The 23,972-nt window shown below is 51.4% G+C and carries 12 protein-coding genes; 2 read left to right on the top strand and 10 right to left on the bottom strand.

Translation table 11 applies throughout. The features are described 5' to 3' along the window. Positions 1 to 8: 8 nt before the first annotated feature. The 4 genes from ACTQY5_RS07320 to ACTQY5_RS07305 form a co-directional block, all read right to left on the bottom strand. Positions 9 to 1,034, bottom strand: coding sequence for a TRAP transporter substrate-binding protein (locus tag ACTQY5_RS07320; RefSeq protein WP_441369005.1), 1,026 nt, complete (start codon positions 1,032 to 1,034; stop codon positions 9 to 11). Positions 1,035 to 1,055: 21 nt separating this feature from the next. Continuing rightward, positions 1,056 to 1,925, bottom strand: a complete 870-nt coding sequence (locus ACTQY5_RS07315; RefSeq protein WP_302575782.1) for a DUF6282 family protein — start codon at positions 1,923 to 1,925, stop codon at positions 1,056 to 1,058. Positions 1,926 to 2,442: 517 nt separating this feature from the next. Next, entirely contained in the window at positions 2,443 to 3,879 is a 1,437-nt protein-coding gene (locus ACTQY5_RS07310; RefSeq protein WP_302575784.1) for an SLC13 family permease, read from the bottom strand. Positions 3,880 to 3,892: 13 nt separating this feature from the next. Beyond that, entirely contained in the window at positions 3,893 to 5,155 is a 1,263-nt protein-coding gene (locus ACTQY5_RS07305) for an FAD-dependent oxidoreductase (protein WP_303226093.1), read from the bottom strand. A 117-nt stretch (positions 5,156 to 5,272) separates the two neighbouring features. Here ACTQY5_RS07305 and ACTQY5_RS07300 point away from each other — a divergent pair, with 117 nt between their 5' ends. Beyond that, on the top strand, positions 5,273 to 6,166 hold the full coding sequence (locus ACTQY5_RS07300) for a LysR family transcriptional regulator (protein ID WP_302575788.1): 894 nt from the start codon (positions 5,273 to 5,275) through the stop codon (positions 6,164 to 6,166). A 136-nt stretch (positions 6,167 to 6,302) separates the two neighbouring features. On the opposite strand, the gene ACTQY5_RS07295 is transcribed toward ACTQY5_RS07300, so the two are convergent. The 5 genes from ACTQY5_RS07295 to ACTQY5_RS07275 form a co-directional block, all read right to left on the bottom strand. After that, positions 6,303 to 7,214 (bottom strand): LysR family transcriptional regulator, encoded by a 912-nt coding sequence (locus ACTQY5_RS07295; RefSeq protein ID WP_441369004.1) that lies wholly within the window; start codon positions 7,212 to 7,214, stop codon positions 6,303 to 6,305. A 28-nt stretch (positions 7,215 to 7,242) separates the two neighbouring features. Further along, the gene (locus ACTQY5_RS07290) at positions 7,243 to 8,595 is read right to left on the bottom strand and encodes an ATP-binding protein (protein ID WP_441369003.1); all 1,353 of its coding nucleotides are present in this window, start codon (positions 8,593 to 8,595) and stop codon (positions 7,243 to 7,245) included. Positions 8,596 to 9,113: 518 nt separating this feature from the next. Beyond that, a complete protein-coding gene (locus ACTQY5_RS07285) occupies positions 9,114 to 9,974 on the bottom strand; it encodes a 5'-nucleotidase, lipoprotein e(P4) family (protein ID WP_441369002.1) in 861 nt (286 codons plus the stop codon). A 997-nt stretch (positions 9,975 to 10,971) separates the two neighbouring features. Beyond that, the gene (serA, locus tag ACTQY5_RS07280; RefSeq protein ID WP_022488280.1) at positions 10,972 to 12,561 is read right to left on the bottom strand and encodes a phosphoglycerate dehydrogenase; all 1,590 of its coding nucleotides are present in this window, start codon (positions 12,559 to 12,561) and stop codon (positions 10,972 to 10,974) included. A gap of 322 nt (positions 12,562 to 12,883) precedes the next feature. Then, positions 12,884 to 13,867, bottom strand: a complete 984-nt coding sequence (locus ACTQY5_RS07275; protein ID WP_022488281.1) for a DNA recombination protein RmuC — start codon at positions 13,865 to 13,867, stop codon at positions 12,884 to 12,886. Positions 13,868 to 14,017: 150 nt separating this feature from the next. On the opposite strand from ACTQY5_RS07275, the gene ACTQY5_RS07270 reads away from it, so the two are divergent. Then, positions 14,018 to 14,626, top strand: a complete 609-nt coding sequence (locus ACTQY5_RS07270) for a TetR/AcrR family transcriptional regulator (protein WP_441369001.1) — start codon at positions 14,018 to 14,020, stop codon at positions 14,624 to 14,626. Positions 14,627 to 14,707: 81 nt separating this feature from the next. Here ACTQY5_RS07270 and ACTQY5_RS07265 read toward each other — a convergent pair whose 3' ends face one another. Then, positions 14,708 to 23,347, bottom strand: a complete 8,640-nt coding sequence (locus ACTQY5_RS07265) for an ESPR-type extended signal peptide-containing protein (RefSeq protein ID WP_441369000.1) — start codon at positions 23,345 to 23,347, stop codon at positions 14,708 to 14,710. Positions 23,348 to 23,972 lie beyond the last annotated feature (625 nt).

Below are 23,972 nucleotides of genomic sequence, written 5' to 3'. Positions count from 1 at the left end.
CATAAAGCTTACAGAAGGCCTACTTCTTTTTCCAGCTTCTGTACCCATTTACTGCCAATATAAGATTCCATTTCTTTATAGCAGGACTTTGCAACCTGACGGAATCCTTCACTATCGACTTCTTTCTCCGGAATAATGGTCATTCCCTTACTGCTTAAGTCTTTTTCCATACGTGCAGCAGAGTCATCATTATTTTTTCGTGCTGCTTTTGCAGCTTCAACTGCGGCTTCTTTCACAATTTTTTGATCTTCCGGAGTCAAGCTATTATAAACTTTTGTCGAAATACATACCGGAAGCGGAGAATAAAACAAGTTCACATTATCAATATATTTGCAAATATCTGGAAATCCATTCGTATACAATACACTAAGAGGTGCATCACAGCCATCTACTGCTCCCTGCTGCAACGCTGTTAAAAGTTCCCCCCATGCCATGGGAGTTGCATTTACCCCTAAAGAATGATATGCAGACAAATAAGTTTTCGTTTCCATACAGCGAATTTTCAAGCCAACCAAATCTTCAGGGTTCCGAATCGCCTTATCTCTGGTGCATAACTGTCGAAATCCGCCTTCTGAATAAGCCAAAGCCGTAACTCCTGTTTCTTTCATGTTGTCCATAAGTTCCTGCCCGAATTTTCCATCTAAGATATCTCTTGCCTGCTTTACATCCTTAAAAATAAAAGGTAAGTCCAAGGCACCATTTGCACGAACATAGGAAGCAACGTAAGCATTCGTTAATACTGCAGCATCACAAGTCCCAATTTGCATACCTTCCCACATTTCTGGTTCACTTCCCAGCTGGCTACTCGGATATTCATTAACTTTAATCCGTCCATTTGTATGTTTTTCTACATAATTCTTAAAAGCCAGAGCTGTTACATGATATGGATCATCGGGGTTCGCTGCTGTGGTATATCCAATACCGATTGTTATCGTTCCATCTTTTTTCTTTTCAGATGAAAATAAACCACAGCCAGAAGCACTTACTACAAGTACTGCCATAAGCAGTCCCAAAAATATTTTTCTTGTTTTCATAATTTTATTTCCCCCTGACCTTTATGCAGATAAATGGATAATTTGTGCCGGAACTTTATGAGTCATAATGAGGATTTCCTTCTCTGTAAATTCTTGTTCAAGCATTGCCAGAATAAAGTTTCTGTATTCGTCTACTGGAGAAGGCCCAATTTTCTGTCCTCGATCTGTTGCCAAATATACATGTTCCACACCCGCCAATCGAATATTGGCAGCCATTTCCTCTGCTGTCACAGAACCCGTTACAAGATTTAGCCAATTTTTTTCGATAAATACACCTTGCTCCGCCAATTCCTTCTGTATCTCACCTGAAATCTTTGTTCTCTGAAATTCGGGATGGGTGAGAATCATAGGAACACCCCTAGCTCGCCCTTCTTTGCACAGCACAATAGATTCCTGTGGACTAATATGACCTGTTGCCAGGCATCCGCCCCTTTCTTTAATAATATCCATAATTTCATAAACTACATCTTTAATTTTGCCGTTCTCATTCAATATGCTGATTCCAGGTCTATTGAAAAAATCGCCATCCATATTTCCAAAATTCAGACTGTTTTTCGCATCTCTTGTAGGCATCCATATGATTTTTGCTCCAGCCCTTACAGCTTCATACACAGCATAAGGGTTCAATCCACCCACTGGCCAGTTCAAAACCAGACCACCAAATGCTTTACATTGACAATGGCTGTATTTATTGATCAGCGTTGCTCGTAACGCCGTCGGCTCATAATGGCTTTTTAAAAGGATTCCCGCCATACCAGATTGTTCACCATCTCGAATTACTTCTGCTCCGTCTAACTTTCTAGGGAACACCGATGGTAAAGAATGTACGTGCAAATCATAGGCGCCTCTCTGTAATTCTTTTGCTCTCTGAAGTAAACTTTTATTGTCCATACTTTATCTCCCACAATTTCTGACACATTTTCAATCGTCAAAGCTTATGGGGGACCGGTCCTTTTCGCTTTGTTCAAATATACTGTAGCATGGATTTAATACAAGGAAAAACAAGTAATTTCAGTATGTTTACAAGATTAAACTTGTTTTTGTATTCTTTTTTCATGTTTTTCATATTTTCTGATTCATCTGATATTCAATAGTGTTGCTTTCCCCTTTTAAATTTTGTACTAATACAAGAAAAAACTTGTACTTCATCCTATTATGTAAGCACGCTAAAATCAGTTTTATATGGAATCACACCTTTAGTTAACCTATTTTCTGTTCTTTGGCAAAAGGGAAAAAACTTTGTTGATACCCTAGCCTGATGCATTCTAGAAACATGCAAGCAATCAATAGTCCCTGCCAACTTTGATTGGCAGGGACTATTACGTTGGATTATCCACATGATAATCTTGTGATTACTAAATTTTGGTAGAATTTACTTAGATAGTCTACTTTATATCAAATTTTAACCTCATCCCAAAACAGCCACACCTAAAGGATAGCCCACCGCTACCGTTACTGCCACAGCTACGATCATCATGGCAATCCCCAGTTTCAGCACTTGGCCAGTAGTCGTTTTTTCAGATCCTATGGCCAGTGCCACCGCCGGATGTGCCGGGGGCGTTGCATAAGCGTAACTGGCAATCATCCCAATCAATGCACAGACAACAGCAGTATTTACTGCCCCATTGGTGGCATTGCACAAAGGAATGGCAATGGCAGTTACCACAGTAACCGTTACCATATTCGAAGATACATTGGTCTGGATGGACGCCCAGGCAATAAGAAAGAGTACCAGCGAAGCCGCAGAGGCTGATTGCAGCAGAGGTGCTATGGTCTGCGTAATCCATTCCGTGATCCCCACGGTCTTGTTTGTCATAGCTGCCCCCAGTGCCAGCGTTCCGGCTGCCATAATGATGCTGCTCCAATCAACACCTTTGCTGACGGCTTCTTTAAAGTCAAGCAGTGGTTTTCCTCCTAGCGTCAATAAGCACAGCAGGCTGGCTCCTACAAGAGGCGGGAAAGCGGTTCCCTGATTTTTAAAGAACTGATAAATGCCAGGACAAGAGGATTTCAAAAAGCCTGGAACGATCCACATAATAACCACCAATGCGCAAATGGAAAGAACGATTTTTTCATACTTTTCCATGGGAGGCACTGTCTTTTCCAAGGCATCGAAATCCAAATTGGCGATTTTTGACATATTAGGTTTTAGTACAAAACGGAATATCAGCATAAGAGCCCCAAAGCAAATCAGCCCTACCGGTACCGCAAACATCATGTAATCCCCATAGGCGATGGTTTTCCCAGTGGCTGCACTATAAAAGCCCAGTGCCATAATTGGGAATACATGGGCTATGGGAGTCATACCACAGGACATTTCTGCACAAATCAGCTGCCCCAAAACCATGCTGTTGGTCAGTGAATCTTTGTTCTGCAGTTGCAGTTCTTCGCAAATCGCATCCAATATGGGGAGATAAATAACAAACAGCACCACTGGAGACATGAACATCCCAATAATAAGAACCGAGGCACAGTAGGAAATCAGGAACCACCAGGACCCTTTCCTTGCTATCCGGCTGCAGATAAATCGAATGGCACACCGTTTTACAAAGGGTGTCTTCGACAACGCATAAGTACACATAAAAGTAAACAGCAAAAAAGAAAAAGTGGAATTTCCTACGGATACTGCCAGTAATTTATTTAAATTCAACCCGGGTACTGTAGCCAGCATGGCAATCCCCAATAAACTGGGCCAATGGATGGCTATGGTCAGCCACATAACCAATACACCAGCAAAAATCCCAAGTACCTGCATTCCCGCCGAGGTCAGACCGCCCATCGGTGGAAGCACTTTTCCCAAAAACATGCACAGCAGCCCTAAAATTACAGCCGTTTGCCGCTTCATCCTGCATACCCCCTTAAATCAAAGCTCCTTGGCGTACCAATTCTCTTTGCACGGTTTCAACGGCACCGTTTTCCCCTTGAGAAAGAGCCGCCGCAACTCCAGCTGCCTGGCCAGTGGCAAAACCGCATCCCATGACCCGTACGGAAGCAAAAGCGGTAGGGTCTGCACTGATCGTTCTGCCTGCACACCACAAATTCATCCACCCTTTTGCTTTGAGGCACCCCAAAGGAATCCCATAATAGTCATCATTATCTACGAAAATGTATTTTGCAATTTTATTGACATCCAGATGCATTTCGCAGGGCCAGCCACCTCGTGCCACTGAATCTTTGGGTTTCACTGCGTGCAGCACCTGTTCTCCAGTCAAAGTCTTTTCTCCCAGAACATGTCTGGTATCCCTTAACCCAAGTTGCACGCCAGTAGAAATCAGCCGGCACTTTTCCATACCCGGCATATATTTGTGGAACACTTCCAGATATTCCTGTGCCTGTCTCCGTGTATTTCTTTCGCAGGCAGTCAGGGTCTTTGCACTTAAATCTGGAACCCATACACTGGGTAAGATGGCACATACCGTATCATCATTGACCCGGAAAACAATCCCGGATTCTTTTGTCAGATTCTTGTATCCATCTCTTTTGGCCTTTGTAAGGACTTCTTCCAAAATCGCTGGTTTGAAACGTACATCGGGGGATACTCTATCCAGCATCAGGATCCGAGTCGAAGCCTGACCTTTTCCAGTTCCATCTCCATAGCGCAGCTTGGCTCCTGCAAGATAAGCCAGATTGGCATCACCGGTGGCATCCACAAAAGCATTCGCCGTAAATTCATAACGGTCCTGGTCATCTACACATACAACTTTTTGGATCTTCCCTGTTTGCCGGTCCGCCTCTGCCTGCACCATCCGGCAATGGAGCAGCACATCCACGGGATACCGGAAAAGCACTTCATCCAAGGCAAATTTCACAGCTTCCTGATCCAGGGCAACAATGGCATTTCCCACGGGAGAAAGTGTATAGCCATCATACTGTCCCAGGCGGTGCAGCTCCTCCAATACTTCCTGGCCTACTCCTTTGACAATCTGCTGCGCTTTATCCCCATGGGTAAAAAAGCCGCAATAGGACGAGACATTGGCTGTGGTTGCCTGCCCACCCAAGCAGCCATACCGTTCTATCAAAAGGCAGCTGGCACCAGTTTTAGCAGCTCCAATGGCAGCCGCCATTCCAGAAGCCCCACCTCCAACTACTATCACATCATATTTTTTTTGAATCATCAGCATCGCCCCTTTCGTCTCCTGTAATTATAATATTCTATTTATTTCTGGTAAAAATCATTGATTCTATAAAGTTCATAGGTTATAACTATCTTATCTCCATTTTCTAAAGGAGGCCATTCTATGATCAGTCATCTCCAAATGAAATATCTGCTGGCCGTAGCCCAGACCGGCAATATTACGAAAGCGGCTCAACAGCTCCATATCTCACAGCCTTCTTTAAGCAATCAGATCATCGCTTTAGAAAAACAGTTGGGCATCTCTTTATTGGAACGACGCCGAAAAAGGGTTTATTTAACAGACGCCGGCCAATATTTTGCTACCCAATCCCAAAAAATCCTCAACCAGGAGCAGAATCTGGAACATACAATGGAAGAATTTTCCCAGCTGAAAAAAGGTTCTCTGCGGTTGGGGCTGCTTCCTATCCTTTGTTCTTTATCTCTGCCAGAAGCTGTTGCCTCTTTTCAAAAAGAATATCCTCAAATCAGAATAAGTCTGATGGTAGATGGCAGCCTTCATTTACTGAAAAAACTGGCTGGTGATGACTTGGATGTTATTATTGCCATCCTGGAAAAAGATGATTTAAAAAAAGAAGTAACAGCCCTCCCCTTAAAGATGTCCACCATTTATGCTGCTGTCCATGAATCTCATCCACTGGCGGCCCAGCCCTGGATTGCGCCTCAACAGCTGATCCATGAATCCCTAATTATCAGCGGAGACAGCTTCGTGCTGCAGCATATTATCCTGAAAAGCATGACTGACAGTCAGATATTCCCGGAATACAGTCATAAATGCAATCAGATTGAAGCAAGCCTGGCTCTTGTGGATAAAAACATGGGCATCACTTTTTGCAGTCAGGAAGTAGCTTCTTATTACAACTTTCCTCATATCGTTCTACGGCCACTCAACCCTCCTATTACACGCACCATCTATATGGTCTATCGGAAACAGTTAAATTATTTCCCTCTTCTAAAGTCATTTGTAAACCATATAAAAGAGCAATATTCCTTATATTAGTGCCTGTTTTAAATCAACAAAAATTTAAGTCATTAATTAAAATTGGTCTAAGATGTTAGCTGCCCATCCTGTCATGGTGCTAATTCATAAAAAAGGAAAAAGCTGGTCAAAGCTCCTCTTGACCAGCTTTTTCCTTTTATTCTTTTTTCCCCCAGTATTCCTTGGCCTGGGCAATAAACAGCTTCTCTGCCTGATTCAGGAATGCTCCCTTGGGATAACAGACTGCCACATTCCACCGCAATAGCTTTTCGAAAGAATAATACCGGATACCTTTCTGAAATTCCCTGGTTGTGGATTCAGCCACAATGCCGCAACTGATCCCAGCCCGGACCATTTCCAGAATGGTAGCTGGATTGGCCGTGTCAAACAGGATCTGAGGTACCATCTGCCGGGCTCTGAAAAGTTTATCCAGCACAGGCCGCATGGTGGTCTGCTTTCTCAGCAGGATCATGGGACGCCCTTTCAACGCCTGAAGAGGAAGACGGGGCCGCTGTTCACCTTCTGTTTGCTCGGTACCTTCAAGTTTCCAACTTTCCGGAACAGCAATAAGGATTTCCTCTTCGTACAAATCCTCATACTCATTGTCATCCCGCTGACTTTCGAACAATGTCATGAACCCCAGGTCCAGTTCTCCTGCCGTAACCAGTTTCTGCATCTGAAACACGTTCAATTCATAGGGAACCACCACCAGGTTGGGATACTCCCGATGAAAAGCCGGATATACATGGATGAACATCTCTGGTCCTCGTACCGGGGTCATCCCTACACGGATAGTCCCCGTATACCCATGGGTCAGATCGCTGATCCGGCTGTAGGTGTTCTGCTTCACCCGGAGCATTTCCCGGGCTCCTTCCAGGTAGATCTCTCCTGCCCGTGTCGGACCCCAATTGGTTTTGCTGCGCTTAAAGAGAGGAGTTCCCAGTTCGTGCTCCAAGTGAAGCAATTGCTGATTTAGGGCTGACTGGGTCAGGAACAACTTTTCCGCCGCTTTGGTGATGCTCTTTTCTTCTGCGATTTTCAGGATATGTTCAATGAGTCTGGTGTCCATAAATGGTTTTCTCCCTTATTTCCTGGTTTTACAGACACATGGTCATATACAAAGGGATGAAGCCGATACCGTCTTTCATTTGCAGATCCCGGGTATAGAGTATGTATCTTTCTTCCATTTTCATCTGGTACTTTTTCATCAGATAATCAAAGGATTTATGGGTCTGGTAGCCTGATGATTTGACTTCCAGGGGACAGATTTTCTTATTCCGTACAATTAGAAAATCGATTTCATAAGAATTCTCCCGTTGGCTGCCTTCAGGACGGTAGCGGTATTCATGGAAATACAGTCCATGTCCGGCTGCCCGCAGCATCTGGGCCACCATGTTTTCCACAACCATCCCTTCATTGATGCCCAACCGGCCGGTAATCAGCGCCTTGTACAGGGCATTCCCCGTTTCTGCATCACTGCGCATGATCTGGGTCACTAGCAGCCCCGTATCTCCCATATACAGTTTAAAGTTGCTGCGGTCTGCAAACAGTTCCAGTGCAGGTTCCGGTTTGGTTACGTTGATGCATTCATTGCCGATCATGGAATCTGCTATAAAGGAAACGGCCTCTACATAGTTCCGATACCGTGCGTTCTTTTCCAACAGAGACAGTTTAAAGTGGGAATTCTTGTTCTCCAATTGCTCCGGGATTGTGCGGAACACCACAGAAGCCTTTTCATGATTCTGCTGATCATATTTTGCCAGATCTTCTTCATACAAGTCCAGGATATTGCGTTTGATAAAATCGATCTGGGCAAAATCCTTGCCTTCCACAAGTGCCTCCACCGCCTGGGGCATTCCGCCTACGGCCATGTAGGTACGAAATTTTTTCATAACGGCCCGATGGATTTTATCACCCAATGGTTTTCTTCTTGCAAATGCGTCCCTGATGGCCGGCGCTGTGATTTCATCCTGAATGGCCCACAGATATTCTTCAAAATCCATAGGAAACATTTTTATCCGATATTCTTCGGAAGGAATCAGGATATTTTGTACATTTTTGCGGATGGAAATCAGAGAGCCTGTTTCCAGGTAATCGTACCGGCCGTCCTTCACCAGATACTTGATGGCCTGTCTGGCTTCCGGAAAAAGCTGCACCTCGTCGAAAATAATGGCACAGCGTTTTCCCTTGAGCGATTTCCCTTTCAAAAGGAAAAGGGTACGAAAAAAAGCATCCAAGTCGTTCAGGTTTTCCCGGAAAATCTCTCTGATATCCTGATTTTCCAGGGCAAAATCCAAAATCAGATAATCATCATACTCGTTTTTGGCAAATTCCTCAATGATGGTGCTTTTTCCGATGCGGCGGGCCCCTTCCAGCAGTACCGCAGTAGAACCGGCTGCCATTTTTTTCCAATACAGCAGTTTTTCATAAACCTTTCTCCGAAACAGCACCCTATACCCTCCTTTTGCTATGGCTTACACAAAACAAGAAATGTTTATCCTCGTTTTTGCACGAAAACGATAAATCTTTTAGGTTATTATAGCACGAAAACAATAAATGTTTTAGGCCAATTTTGCACGAAAACGATAAATCTTTTTCCGATTTTCTCCGTATTTTTTAGTGACTTTGAATAAATAGATTACTACAGGGGCTGTACAACAGGCCGTCTGCGGGCGGCCGGGCCTGCCGCCCCTACGGACCCGGTACAATCGTATTGTCCATTGCAGTAGTGCCCTGCCGGGAGGCCGGGACGGGCTTGCCTGCAGCAAGCCCCTACGCCGTTGGGGTCAAAGGTCCGGGCGAAATCACAATAACAGCATTGTCGAAGACCCCGTTTCTCCGACCGTTGAAACCATGGTCCGACAGCAACGAGGTAGGGGCGTGCCGCAGGCCCGCCCTTCCCGGCCTGCGGTTTTATCCATTCAATAAAATTTGCCTGCAAATTTTATCATTCGGCCGTTGACCGCCTTCATTTCCCCATATGTTCCCGGATCAACTGGCTCTGCTGCTTTTCGGCGGCTTTTTTCCAGGTTTCCCGGTTTTTCTTGGTGGGAGCCGGTTCGGATTCCCCGAAAATGGCCCGTACCCAATGGCCGTCGGTGGGGTTGGGCATGAGGATGAATTTTTTCCCGAACAGGTCTTTGTCCTTTTCCATCAGGGCATTCCGCTGATCCACGTCCTTTACATAGTACACCCGCTGGAAATCATTCAGGCTGTCCCCCAGATACACGGCAATATTGTGGGTCTGGGCGATTTTTTTCTGTTTCTTTTCCTTGTTGGAGGTGTCGATGAGCACAGTGAGATGGTCCTTGTCGGCATAGGGGAAGGACAGGTCCTGGAGGTTCTTCAGGGCATAGCCGTAGGTGCCTTCTCCCTGGTCCCGGCTGGTGACGTAGAACACTTCCACTCCTTTGGATTTACAGTAGTTGAGGAAGTCCAGGGCTCCGGGAGCTGCGGTCAGTTTGTCCTGTTTGATATGCTCGTCCCACAGGGGATCATCGAAGGCGTCGTGTTTGGTGGCAATCAGGGAGCCCCAGTAGTCGGGATGGAGGATCAGGGTATCGTCCACATCGGTGACCACGCACAGGGGTTTGTCCCCGGGCTTCCGGGCAGCCAGGGCCTGGTCCACCCGTTCCTGGGCAATATTGAAAGCCTGGTGGTACAGGGCCCGGTATTCGGCAGCAGTCTGTTTCCAGGCCACAGCCACCGTTAAAATATTCCCTTTTTTCTCCCCGTTCCCGTATTTGTAAACAGGTTCCGCAGCCAGGCTCCGGGCCATGCAGGTCCCCAGCAGTCCGGCAGTCAGGATGGCAGTCATCAGTTTTTTCATGGCAGTTCCCTCCGTGTATATTTATGCTTTGATTTGCATATTATACGCCTTTTGACAGGATTATGCCATGAGATTTTGGAACAACGCAGGTTGTACGAGGGTTGTATTTAGGTTGGCTGTACCCCGTAGGGGATGACCCAGGGTTGCACTGCAATCCCGCCCGGTCATCCCGGACCTGCTGCACCGATTGTTGGGGCATTGGCGGGCGGCTCTGGCGACATTTTGCTTTGCAAAAGTCTTGAACCGCCCTTACGGCTGCCCCCTACAAGTCTGTGAAAATTTATTATTTGTAAGTTTTAATCTATTTATTTTGATTTTTCTGTATTATATGCTATACTAAAACGGCTACCACCCCCAGACAGGTAGAAGGAAGGGGGTGTGCTTCTTGAGTCTTCTGTCAACATTTTTGCTCTCTGGCGCGGCAAGCGTAGTCGCCTACTACCTTTGCAAATGGCTGGACGAGAAGCATCAGCGGTAGTCAGCCTGAGGTTTAAACCGCCTTCTCCAAAATGGTACAGAAAAACCCGGTGTTGCCGCACCGGGTTTTTCGCGTGCTTCAAGAGCACTGTCAACATTTTGCCTACTGCCAGTATATCATCTGACCTGGAGAATTGCAAGACAATGAAGTGAGCCATCTTGACCCAGGGCTGCCCCTGCAATCCCGCCCGGTCATCCCGTCTGCACGGACAACCGATGGAATGGGGGCCGGGATGGGCTCGCCACGGCAAGCCCCTACGCCGTTGGGGTCAAAGGTCCGGGCGAAATCACAATAACAGCATTGTCGAAGACCCCGTTTCTCCGACCGTTGAAACCATGGTCCGACAGCAACGAGGCAGGGGCGTGCCGCAGGCCCGCCCTTCCCGGCCGGCTGCAAAAAAACGCAGCCCGAAAGCTGCGTTCTCAATAAAAGGAACCCGCTGCCCGGGTTCCTTCCTTCCGCTAGTGACTAGTGACCAGAGACCAGTGACAGAACGGCTGCCTGCGGCAGCCGTTCTCTTTACAGGGTCACAAAATCCGCGCTCTGGATCCCGTCCAGGCCGGCGATCATCTGCAGGGTGGCTTTTTCCACCGGGCTGTCCACGGTCATGATCATCATGGCGTTGCCGGTTTTGGGCTTCCGGGCCACCTGCATGTTGGCAATGTTCACATGAGCCGCCCCCAGGAGGGTCCCCATCTGGCCGATCATCCCGGGCTTGTCGTCGTTCTTGGCCAGGATCATGTAGTGTTCCGGCACCAGGTCATAGTGGTAGCCCTGGACTTCCGTAATGTGGGGCGTTTCGTCCGGTGCCACCATGCCGGCGGCGGTGAATACCTTGTTCCCGCTGGAAATCTTCACGGATACCCGGTTCAGCCGGTCTTCCCCGTTCATCTTCCCTTCCACCACGGCCACCCCACGGGTTTCCGCAGCCAGTTCCGCATTGACCATGTTCACCCGTTCCTTCAGGATGGGATCGAACAGGCCCTTCAGGATGCTCCGGGTGATCAGGGTGGTTTCCAGGTTGGCGGCAGGGCCTTCATAAACCACTTCCACCTTATCCACCGGATCCTTTTCCAGCTGGTAGTACAGTTTGCCCAGGCATTCACCCAGCTGCAGGTATCCCAACATCCCTTCCAGTTCCTGAGGATGGAGGGCCGGCAGGTTTACCGCGTTGGGCACCATCTGACCATTGAGCACGTTCACCACTTCCTGGGCAATGGAAATGCCCACCTTGTCCTGGGCTTCCACGGTGTCCGCTCCCAGGTGGGGCGTCAGCACGCACTGGTCCAGACCGATCAGGGGAGAAATGGGTTTGGGTTCGTCCACCAGCACGTCCAGACCGATGCTGGCCACCTGGCCTTCCTGGATGGCTTCCGCCACTGCCTGTTCATTGTACAGGCCGCCCCGGGCGCAATTCACCAGACGGACGCCCTTCTTGCATTTCTTCAGTTCTTCCTTGCCGATCATGTTGATGGTTTCTTCCGTTTTGGGAGTATGGATGGTGATGATATCGGCCTTGGCCAGCAGATCATCCAGGGTTTCGCATTTTTCCACACCCAGCCGTTTGAACCGGGCATCCGGGATGTAGGGATCGTAGGCGATGACCTTCATTTCAAAAGCCTGCATCCGTTTGGTTACCAGGGTACCGATCCGGCCCAGGCCGATGATCCCCAGGGTCTTGTGGTACAGTTCCACTCCCTTCAGGTTCTTCCGGTCCCAGACCCGGCTTTCGATCATCTTCTGGGCCCGTACGGTGTTCCGGCAGGAGGCCAGCATCAGGCCGATGGTGTGTTCGGCAGCGGAAATCACGTTGGCTTCCGGAGTGTTCACTACAATGATTCCCCGTTTGGTGGCACCTTCGATATCGATGTTGTCCACCCCGTTGCCCGCACGGCCCACCACTTTCAGGTTCTTGGCCGCCTTGTAGAATTCTTCGTTGACTTTGGTGACGCTGCGGACGATGATGGCGTCATAGGCCCCTACGATCTTCAGCAGCTCTTCCCGGGGAATGTCGAACTTTACATCCACTTCCAGGTCCGGCTGGGCCTTCAGCATTTCCACGCCCTTGTCCGAAATCCGTTCCACCACGATGACTTTTTTCTTGTCCATGATTGTCTCTCCTTCGCCCCTCACGGGTACCTTGTATAAAATAAAAACTCCCGTGCCTGACCCCCTAAACGGGTATGTCAAGGACGGGAGAACCTCTCACGTGGTGCCACCTTATTTCGCTGCACTGCAGCCTCATTTCCAGGATAACGGCTTGGCCGGATGGGTTGCTGCCCCCATCGTCTCAGGAGTGGATTCCACAGGGTCTTCCGCTGCTTCCCACACCCAGCAGCTCTCTGGAAGAAAAGGCCTTGTGTACTTGGTTCCTTCATGGACAGTTTATTCAGTATATCTATTTAGGTACATCAAGCACTTGCTTACGATTTTACTCATTCTCTACTGTATTGTCAAGTGCTTTCGTAAATTTTTCTGCCCGGTCCAGGTGCTTTTTCAGAATCCGCGTACGGTCCCCCACGGACTCCATGGCGGACTGGGCTTCGGCCAGTTTCTTTTCCGCCCGTTCCACTGCCGTTTCGAAGGCACCCAGGTCGGTGTTGATCTGGGCCACCAGCCGCCACACCTGGCTGGTCTGTTTCTGGACCACCAGGGTACGGAAGCCCATCTGGAGGCTGTTCACCACAGCGGCCAGGGTGGTGGGCCCCACCAGGGTCACCCGGTATTTCCGCTGGAGTTCGCTGATGAGGCCCGGCCGGGACACGGCTTCTGCAAAAAGCCCTTCCAGAGGCAGGTACAGCAGGCCGAAATCCGTGGAATAGGGAGGGGCGATGTATTTGTCCCGGATGTCCCTGGCCTCGCTTTTCAGCCGGATTTCCAGCTGTTTCAGGGCCAGGGTTTCGGCGTCGGCGTCTCCGTCTTCCCGGGCCTGGACCAGCCGCTGGTAGTCTTCCAGAGGGAATTTAGCGTCAATGGGCAGCCATACAGGGGCATCCCCGGTGCGGCCGGGCAGCCGGATGGCAAATTCCACCCGTTCCTGGCTCCGGGGACGGATGGCCACGTTGGTGCCGTACTGTTCCGGAGCCAGCATGTCTCCCAGCAGGTTTCCCAGCTGCATTTCCCCCCAGATCCCCCGGTTCTTCACATTGGTCAGGACCTTCTTCAGATCCCCCACGCCCTGGGCCAGGGACTGCATGGACCCCAGGCCCCGGTTCACCATAGCCAGCCGGTCGCTGACCACGCTCATGGACAGGGTCACCTTCTGGTCCAGGCTGTCCCGGAGCCGGTCCGCCTCCTCCCGGGCCTGCTGGGCCCGGACTTCTTCCTGGGCCCCCAGGGATTTCTGGAGCTGGACCAGCAGCACGATCAAAACAAGGAGGGCGCACAGCACCGCCCCCAGCAAAATGGTTTCCATGACAGTTTCCGCCTTTCGTAAAATTCTTCTTCCATTATAGCAAAAAAGAAGGGCAGCAAACAGGTGTTTTTGCCTTTACCCCCTCCCTTTTCTGCGTTATAATTAAATTAATCACATAACTAATTATTTTAAGTAAAGAGGGGAGCAATCATGCACAGACGGAATTCGGAAGAAACCATGCAGCGGCTGATGGATGCCGGGGCGGAACTGTTCGACAAAAAGGGATACCACAATGTTTCCATCAAGGAGATCGGCCGGCTGGCCGGATGCAACAGTGCCCTGATTTCCTATCATTTCGGCAGCAAACAGGCCCTGTACCAGTCCATTATCGACAGCCAGCTGAAAGTGCTCCACCGGTTGGAAGAATCCATCGAAAAAGAGGCAAAACCGCCTCTCCAGCGGCTAAAGAAATACCTCCACGCCATTTTGCAAAGCCAATTGGATCCTCACCAGCACATGATCATCCTGTACCAGGAACTGCTCACCCCCTCCGGGCTCCTGAACGACGATTCCTGGCAGCGGCTCACCCGGCTGGGAGACTACATCCAGAGCCTGCTGGTAAAAGCGGTGGAGGCTGGCGAGCTCCGGACACCCCAGCAGGACCACGGCTATGGATATGTCACCTTCATCCTGACGGCCATTACGGAAATGCTGTTCCTGATCAAAGACCGGCCCCTGTCCCTGAACCCGGAAGGATGTCCGGCGGAACAGCTGCTGGATAAGCTGATCGGGTTCGTGCTGGAACCGTTGAAGCCGTGAAAAAGAGGCTGTGAAAAAATGCATCGTGCATTTCTTCACAGCCTCTTAGTCGGAAGTCAGGAGTCGGAAGCCTCCTGCCTGTTACTGCTTCGCGCTCAGTTGTTCCACCAGGGCCGTCAGCTTGTTCAGCCGGTCGTTCATGGCGTCCAGCTGGGCGTGGACTTTCTGGTTGTCCTGACGCAGGGTTTCGTTGTCGCTGCGCAGCTGCTGGACCGTCCGCATCAGAGCGATCCGGCTCTGGAACCGGTCCCGCCGCTGGGGATCCAGAGAGAAGGTCACCCCGGCATTCACCATGTTCTCCCCGCCCCCGAAGCTGCCGCCCACATTGAAGCGGACGCTTTCCGTAGGCTGGTAGAAAGCCCCGATGGCCGCCGCATTGGCGCTCCGGTAATGGCCGAAGCCGGCGGCGAAGTTCAGTTTGTCTTCCGGATCGAATTCCAGCGGATGGAGAGCCGCCAGAGCAGAGGCGCCGGCCCCCACCCGGTCCACCCGGCTGTCCAGACGGGTAATGGCATTGTTCACTCCATTGACCACACCCCCCAGCTGGCTTACGTTCACCGCATCGGTGGGTGCCGTGCCGGGAGCCACATCGTGGATCTGCTGGCCTCCCATGCTTACATTGCTGCTGCTGATTTCCACATTGTGGGTCCCCTCCCCATTGGCGGCAATCTTGATACCGCTGTTGGTGATGGTCGTACCGGCTTTGCCTTCACTGTTGTTGATGGTCAGGCCATCATTGTTCAAGGTGCTGTTGCCGGTGGTGACGCTGGTAAGGCCGGTCAGTTCCTTGGACAGTTTGATGTCCAGGCCGGTGCCGTCGGCGTTCTTCACCACACCGATGTTCTTGTCGGTGAGTTTGGCCGTATCTGCCCCGCCGGACAGTTTCATGGATTTGCCCAGTTTTCGGGAGATTGTTTCTCCGTCATCCCCGGTAAAGTCCCGGGTACCCAGGCTGTCCACAGCCCCCTGGGCCGCTTCACCGGCCAGTTTCTTCACATCGCCGATGTTGGCGGCGTTGGTGTTGTCGCTGTCATCGCCCTTGACGATGCCGCTGTTCACGTTGGTGATGTTCTTGCCGCCGGCATCAATGCCACTGTTGTTGATGGTCACGCCACCAGCAGAAATGGAGCCTTCAGAGCCCAAATCCACATTGTTGTTCAGCTTGATGTTGATGGACTTGCCATCTTCGGACACGGAAGTGGTGATGTTGCTGCTCCCTTTGACGGAAACCGTCTGGCCCAAATCCGCTTTAACCGATTTCCCATCATCTGCCGTCAGCCCGAAGCCGCCTCCGGAAGTGACTGTGGTAACGCTGCTCATGGCCTGTTTCAGCTGTTCTTCCGTAGCTGCCCGGCCTTTGGTGGCAAAATCAGCAGATGTAATGGTGGTATTGGTCAGCCCGGTGATGCTTTCGATGCCGGTAAGATTTTTGGCCAGTTTCAGCTGCAGGCCGTCGGAAGAAGCCACCACACCGATATTCTTCCCATCGGACAGACTGTTTACATCTGCACCGCCATAAATCTTCAGGGTGCCGTTCAGGGTCCGGCTCACATTGTCATCAGTATCCCCGGCGAAGATCAGCCCATCCTCCAGGGTAGCCACCTCATGAGCCTTGTTGCCCTGGTCGGTATAGGTAAGCCGAGTCTGGTCCTGCTGGGCCAGGTTCTTGGCAACGGTATGGACGGATACCGTAGCTTGGGTTCCAGCCGTCCCCGTCAGATCCAGATAGCCTGCGCCGTCAGCCTGGCGGAGAGCAACGGCCTTTTTGCCATTGTCGCTCAGGGTGATCCCGGTATCGCCGGTAATATTTACTTCTTTGGCAGACTTGCCTTTAAACTGCATGCTGCCGTCCGTGCCTTCGATGGTTTTACCATCCCCATGGACACCCACGTCCAGATGATCCTGGAGTTCTACGGAAACGTAATCATTTCCATCATGGTCTTTCTTCACCTTGGTCAGGATATTGGCCTTGCTCCGATCCCAGAAATCCCCGGAGCCATCGTTTTTCTCGTTGGTTACAGGGGCATCCCCAAAAATCCGGATGGCACTGCCCAGATTCTGTTCAATGGTGGCATCCACGGCTTCCCCTCTGCCACCGGCCGTAATGGCAAATGTCCCATTGCCCAGGACTTTGGTAATGGAATCATTGACCTTTTTCAGCTGGTCTTCCGTAGCCGCCCGGCCGGAAACATAATCCTTCCCATCCCAGTCTGTGTTCTCAAGCCCGGCAACAAAGTTTCCTGTTTCTGTAACCTTGCCGTCACTGACGACACTCTGATTCCCCATAACAACCGTGCCGGCCGTCACCGTATTAAGGCCGGTGATATCCTTGGCCAGCTGCAGGGAGAGGGTGGTATTGCCATCTTTATCCTGGCTGGCAACGACGCCGATGTTGTTGTTCTTCGTGGGGTCCGTGGTATTGTCCACCAGCTTGTCCTTCGCGACGCCGCCCTTGATGGTCACCTTCTTGTCCAGGGTGGTATTGAGGGCTTCCCCATTGTCCCCGGCCAGCTGCAGCCCGTCTTCCAGGGTAGCCACGGTGTGGTCATTTCCATTACCGCCCTTATAGGTAATCCGGGACATGGCCGTCTTCATGGCTTCTTTGTCCTGATTTCCCCGATAGGTGACACCGATGGATACCGGGCTCATCCCATTATCCTTGTTGGTCCCATTGAGGATCAGCTTCCCTGCTTCCCCTGTTCCCGTTCCGGTGGATGCTTTCCCCAACGTCAGGGTATGGGCATTGAGGTCACGATCCAGCTGGACCGTCAGCGTATTGGCATTCTTATCCGCCTTGACCTGCACATTGGCGCCGCCGTCGTAGTCACGGCCATCCGCGCCGGTTCCCTGGATGGTCAGGGTGTCGCCCAGATTTCTATGGACAGTGGTGGTAGCGTCATTGCCCTTGAAGTTCAGGCCCTTGTCCGTCAGTTCTGTTTTCACACCATTGCTGACGGTCTGCAAATCGCCGATAGTGGCCCCATTTTGCAGCATAGGGCTGCCTGCCGTAATGGTGGAGATATCCACCGGCTTATTCTGTGCCGTATCATAGAGTCCGCTCTTCACATTGGTGATCTGCTTGCCGCCATTGGACAGGCCGTCGGCGGTCAGTTTCACCTTGTCGGCTTCGCTTCCCTGGTTCGGCGTCACCACAATGCCCTTGCCATCCACTACGGCAGTGGCTCCGCTGGTGCCGTCCTTGAAGGTGGCACTGGTCATATCGGTCAGCGTCCTGCTCAGACCAATGGTGATGGCTTTGCCAGTGGTATCCGCTGTGGTGGTCAAATTGTCGTCTGCCGCCTTCAGCTGGATGGAACCGCCCAGATCCTGCTTCACCACATTGCCTGCATTGTCGCTGAGGCCGAAGCCACCGCCGGTTTCCTTCCCGTCCACAATGGACTTGGCCACCTGCTGGAGCTGGTCTTCCGTAGCCGCCCGACCGCTGACGATGCCATCTTTCGACCATTTGGTGTTGGTCAGGCCCGTAATGTAATCCCCAGCAGCATCATTGGGGCTGGTGCCATTGTTGGCGATGGTCTGAGAACCAATCTTGATACCACTGCCTGTAGTCCCTGTAGTGGGTGCAAAGCTGATGGTGCCCATATTGGTGAGGTCCTTATTCAGCTTGACTGCCAGGCCGTCGCCAGCATCGTTCTTCACCACGCCGATGTTGTTATCAGTCAGATTGCCGGCAGCACCGCCGGTGATATTTAGGGTGCTGTTGAGGGTTGTGCTGACGACTTTGGATGTATCATTTTTGGCATCATCACCGGCAAATTTCAGGCCATCTTCCAGGGTAGCAATGGTATGATAGGTGCCTTTGGCGGTATCCACATCATATTTCAGCCGAGGTGAGCTGTCTGCAGAATTCAGGAAACCGGCACCGCCATAATCCTGATAAAGAGCAGAATACCGGCCGCCATTGTTCCCCATATGGAGGGACCCGTCACTGCCATCCATTTCAATATAAGCTCCGCCGGTACCGGTCACTCTGACCGTACCGTTGACCGTACTGGACCCGGCCGTCAGGCTGTGAGCCGTCAGGTCATTGTCCAACTTCACTGTGATGGTGCCATTATCCATGGTAGTGGTGATATTGTCCGTATTGTATGTATGGCCGTTCTGAGCAGCACCACCCTTGATACTGACTTTGCCGCCCAGCTGAGCCTTGTAGGCAGCACTTCCGCCCTCCTTCTCTGCCTCATTGGCTTCAAAATTCAAGCCCTGCTGCAGAGCCGCATTGCTGGCAATACCAGAAATCACCACATCCGTAGGAGTGCTTCCCGCTGCGTTATTTTTCACCTTCAGCGTTACCTTGCCGTCGCTGCCTACCGTGTATTCACCACTGTCGGCAGCCACCAGATGGCTGTCCTGATTCAGCTTCAGCACATTGGTCATATCAATGCCCGGAATGGCATCACCGCCATTTTTCGTCAGATTCAGGGTCTTACCATCCGTGCTGACACTGCCGCCGGTGACATAGTAATCGTGGAGCCCGGTGAGTTGCCCAGTGGTCTTGTCATTCTTCCTGACTAAAGTCCCTGTGCCTTCCCCATTATTGCCATAAGAAACGGAGCCACTTTCTACATAAATATCCGAAGCACTGGCTTCCCCTTTGATGGTTTTCGCTACTTCATTCAGCTGATCTTCCGTAGCTGCCCGGCCGGACATAAAATGGTCCGTCACCCATGCTGTATTTTTGAGTCCTGTAATACTGGTAATGTTTGACGTGGCACTGCCGTTGGCACCGCCGCCGGGCTGGCTGCCGATGTAAATACCATCGGTTCCATCCGTACTTCCCACACGGACCGTGGTGAAGTTTACATTGGGTTGGGTAGCAATGGTAATGGTTTTGCTGCTGTCAGTTGGTGTAAGAGCAATATTATCTCCCGCTGTAAAAGTAAGGGTCTTATTGGCAGGAGTAACCGCCAGGATCTGGTCTCCCACTTTGGCATTCCAGCCAGTATTCACTGTATCAGACACACTCTTCAGCTGATCTTCGGTGGCCGCACGACCACTCACAGCTGTACCATCCCAAGTTTTGTTGGTCAGGCCGGTCAGATATGTATCCGAGCCAGACTTGCCAAGGGTGGCTCCGCCAATGGTGGCCGTTCCTGTATTTCCATTCAGGGTGACTTTATCCCCTACAGAAACAGTGCCAGCCGTGCCATCAAGAGCGATTTTCTTGTCGGCATCGCTGCCCAGAGTCACGGTGTCATTCAGGGAAACCTTGTAGTCCACTGTTCCGTCTGTGGTATTAGGAGTTCTTTCGACTTTCGTATTCGCCCCATCTCCGCTGACGGTTACGGTCTTGGCGGCGATATTCTTCACATCGCCGATATTGGCGGCATTGGTTTCTGTTTCATAAACAGGGTTGCCGGATTCATCATCCCTAGACTTGCCACTGGCTACATCGGAAATCTGCTTACTGCCGCCGCTGATGCCGCTGAGGGTGACACTGGGACCATTGTTGATGGTCAGGCCGTTGCTGCCCAGAGTAGAAGAACCAGTGGTCATATTGCCACTATTTCCATCCACCGTAATGGTTTTATCTCCTGTTCCCACAGTCACCTTGTCCGCCGTAAGCTGGGTGTCCATCTTCACGGTGATGATGCCGTTATCGTCGATTTCCGTGGTCAGGTTGTCCGTCTTGTAGGTGTGCCCATCCTGAGCATCGTTGGCGCGGACGGCCACCGTATCGCCCAGGTTCTTTTTGACCGTCTTATAGGTGCCATCTACCTTGTTGCTGGCCGAGAAATTCAGGCCTTGGGCGATGGCTTCCGTATTGGTGGTAATCTGGGTCTTGTTGCTGTCCACCACATCGGACACGCTCTTCAACTGATCTTCCGTAGCCGCACGGCCGGTGACAGGCTGGGTCTGCCCTACGGTCCAGGTGGTATTGTCCAATCCGGTAAGATAGTCACCGCTTTGGGCAGGATTATTCCCGTCGGTCTGGGTGCCCAATTTAGCGCCCCCAGCGGTCACTGTATCCAGCCCGGTGATATCCCTGGCCAGTTTCAGGGACAGGGTGGAACCATTGGCGGTAACGCCGATATTATTGCCCGTTGCCAGGTCAGTTGCACCGCCCTTTACGTCAAGCGTCTTGTCCAGTGCAACGCTGCCCGTTCCCGTATCTCCAGCCAGTTTCAGACCATCCCCGAGAGTAGCCACCGTATGGGCCGCGCCATCCCCATCGGTGTAGCTGAGGCGGCCCGTGCCAGTGGTACCGGAAAGTTCCGGTGTATCAACATAACCGGCAGTGATGGTGGTGGCCTTGTTGGTACTGCTGCTGTCCGCTCCTACGATCTTGAGGGAGCCGGCCTGGCCTCCGTCAGCGGAAGTCCTTTCCGTACCGGCAGTGACGGAATCAAACACTGGATTCTTGTCCAGAGAAATGGAAAGCCGGTTGTTGGCCGTATCCGTCAGCACCTTGATGTTCTGGGTGGAGTATTCCGTATCTTCCTTCCGGCCGCTGCCCTGGATCTGGAGAGTCCCCCCCTGGTCTACATGGACAGAAGTGTCAGTATCATTGCCCTGGAAGTTCATGCCCTTGGTTTCCACAGCCTTCAGCTGGGCCACGTTCACCGCATCGGAATCCGCAGACCCGGCAGCCAAATTGGTGATCTGGCGGCTGATGGTCTTACCTTCTACATCTGTCCCCCCCAGGGAAACACCCCCGGAAGTGGACACCCAAGTGGCTGCCTTAGCTGCATTGGCAGGATCCGTCATATCCGGAGCCAAATAGCCGGTAGATCCTTTTTCCCGATTGGCAACAGAGTGTGCGCCTAAAGCTACGCCACCATCTGCCGTGGCATTAGCACTGGTACCAAAAGCGGAAGATTCGACAGCATTTGCCCCAGCCGAATAGCCGTAAGCAGCAGAACCGGTTTCCACCGCTTCTGCACCATAACCCACGGCCACAGCGGCTCCATGTTCGGTGGACTCTGCATCATCATTTTTCGTACCGGCCTGGGCTCCAAGGCCCATGGCAACCGAAAAATTTCCGCTGGCGTTGGTACTGTTGCCCACAGCCACCGACTGGGTACCAGCAGCCTCATTGCCATAGCCGATGGCCAAGGAATTGATACCTGAAGCAGCGCTGTTCACACCCATGGACAAAGACAAATCGCCGGATGCTGTAGTTCCCACGCCAAAGGCCATGGAAGCCGAGCCACTGGCTCCATCATTGTAGTAATTGGCCAAGCTGTTTTCTGCAACCGGCGTTATCGAATTGCCATCATCATCTTTATAGGCCGTCTTGATGCTCAGGAAGTGGCGGCCCGCCTGTTCCAGCTGGTCTTCCGTGGCAGCCCGGCCGGTCACATAATTTCCCGGCGTCCAGGTACGGTTGGAAAGGCCCGTCACAAAGTTCCCCGATGCACTTGCCCGGACAGATTCCAGCTTGAGGGTGGCCCCATCGTCATTGAGACTGCCCGGCTTCATATAATCATAGGTAAAGGACTGATTGCCGATCTGGATTGCTCCCACCTTGGCAAGGCCTTGGGTCCCGTCTAGGGAAATAAAATTCCCCGTGTCCGTGCTGAGGCCGGCGGAAATGGTGCCAGCCGTGCCGTCCAGCACCACCTGCTTGGCACCGGTGGTGTCGGTGCTGTCCTTCAACGTGACCTTGGGCTTCAGGCTGATGGTGGTGGTCTGTACGCCGTCCTGGTCCGTGGTTTCTTCCGCATGGACGTTGGTTTCATCACCCTTGACCTTGATCTGGTTTTTAGCCGTTGCCACCGCTTCCGCTTTGGCCTTGGTCAACTGTTCCATGACCACCACGTCATGGTCATCGATGCCGTCGGCTACGTTGACCAGGCGGTTGTAGGCGTCAGAATCATAGGTGTTTTCCGTAACGGTATGATTCTGATACTGTACCGTATAATATACATCACCTTTTTTATGGCCAAAGGATACAATACGACCTTCTGTATCGGCTGCACGAGAAGAATCAATGACAGAAGCCGTGGCTTCATAGCCGATGGCCACCCCATTGGCCACAGTCACCGTGGCCTGGTTGCCGGCCGCCACAGCGCTGGCAGCCCCTGCACTGGTGCTGCCGCCAGCGATGCCTACGGAATAGTTTCCCTGGATAGTGGAAGAATAGCCGCCTATGGCTACGGAGCCTACCCCATAAATAGGAAATGGATTGGAGGCGTCGGCCGCATATTCATTTCTGTTGGCATCCAGAAGAGGATCCCCGTTTTTATCTACAGCCACTTTACCTGTAATATTGCCGGTACCCCCAATAACCACAGAATCTGCGCCAAAGGCTTTGTTGCCGCTGCCCCCACTGACCGTGGCAAATTGGCCCCCTGCCTGATTCTGAGTACCGCCGGTAACGCTGGAATGTTTCCCGGTGGCTTTATTCTGCATGCCACCGCTAATGCTGGAGGATTCGCCTACAGCTTCATTATCACCACCGCCGCTAACGCTGGAATTTTTCCCTTCGGCCTTGTTTTTTTCACCACCGCTGACTGTGGCATTTTCTCCTGTTGCCTGGTTGGTTGAAGCACCCCCAGTGACTTTCCCTGTTGCCGCAAACGCTTCTGAACAGGGGCTCCCCATAAAGAGCACCGCTCCCAGGCCCAGCACGGCTACCGTCTTTCCTGCCGTGGACAGACAGGTGCTTTTTTCCTTTCCAGCCCGTTTAGCCAGCTCAGACACCACCACATAGCAGTGCCGGACCCGGCTCCAGATGACTTTGTAGATTTTGTTCATGACCATATCCTCCCTGAAAGATTCCTCTTTCTGCCGTAAAAAGTCTACTCTTTTGCTGTACTTTTAAATTATAGAAAACATAACATCGTTCTATACATATTATATTTCCATTATATGTGGCTGTAAGATGCTTGTCAATATTGGTTATTTATTCGTTTTTTCTTTGTATTTGGTATCATTTTACATGAGGTTGGAGGGGGACAGGGGGGATAAGTGGCTAAGTGGTTAGGTGGTTAGGTGGTTAGGTGCCTTGGGGTTCATCGTTGGTGGTTGTGGAAACCGGCTCCGCCGGATTGAAAGGGAAACGCAGCCGACGCTGCTAACCCACCACCCTTGCGCAAGCGCAACGGTCCCCCGCCCTTGAAAAGGGCGGATATACGCTGGGGCTGACGCCCTCGCTTCTGGCCCCAGGGCGAAGCCTGCGTGCCATTTATCCGTCCCTTTGCAAGGGCGGGAGGGACAGGGCTTCCAGCACGTAGATGCTTCCGATCAATTTATCCGCCCTTTGCAAGGGCGGGGGACCAGCCGCCAGGCTGGTGGTGGGTTAGCAGCCTATGGCTGCGTTTCCCTTCAACAGCATCTGCCTCCGGCAGATGGGTTCCTTTCCCATAGGATGCCAAACCCT

It is taken from the genome of Acidaminococcus sp. HCP3S3_H5 (assembly GCF_052122235.1).
Lineage (GTDB): Bacteria > Bacillota > Negativicutes > Acidaminococcales > Acidaminococcaceae > Acidaminococcus.
This window is presented reverse-complemented; position numbering and strand designations above follow the sequence as displayed.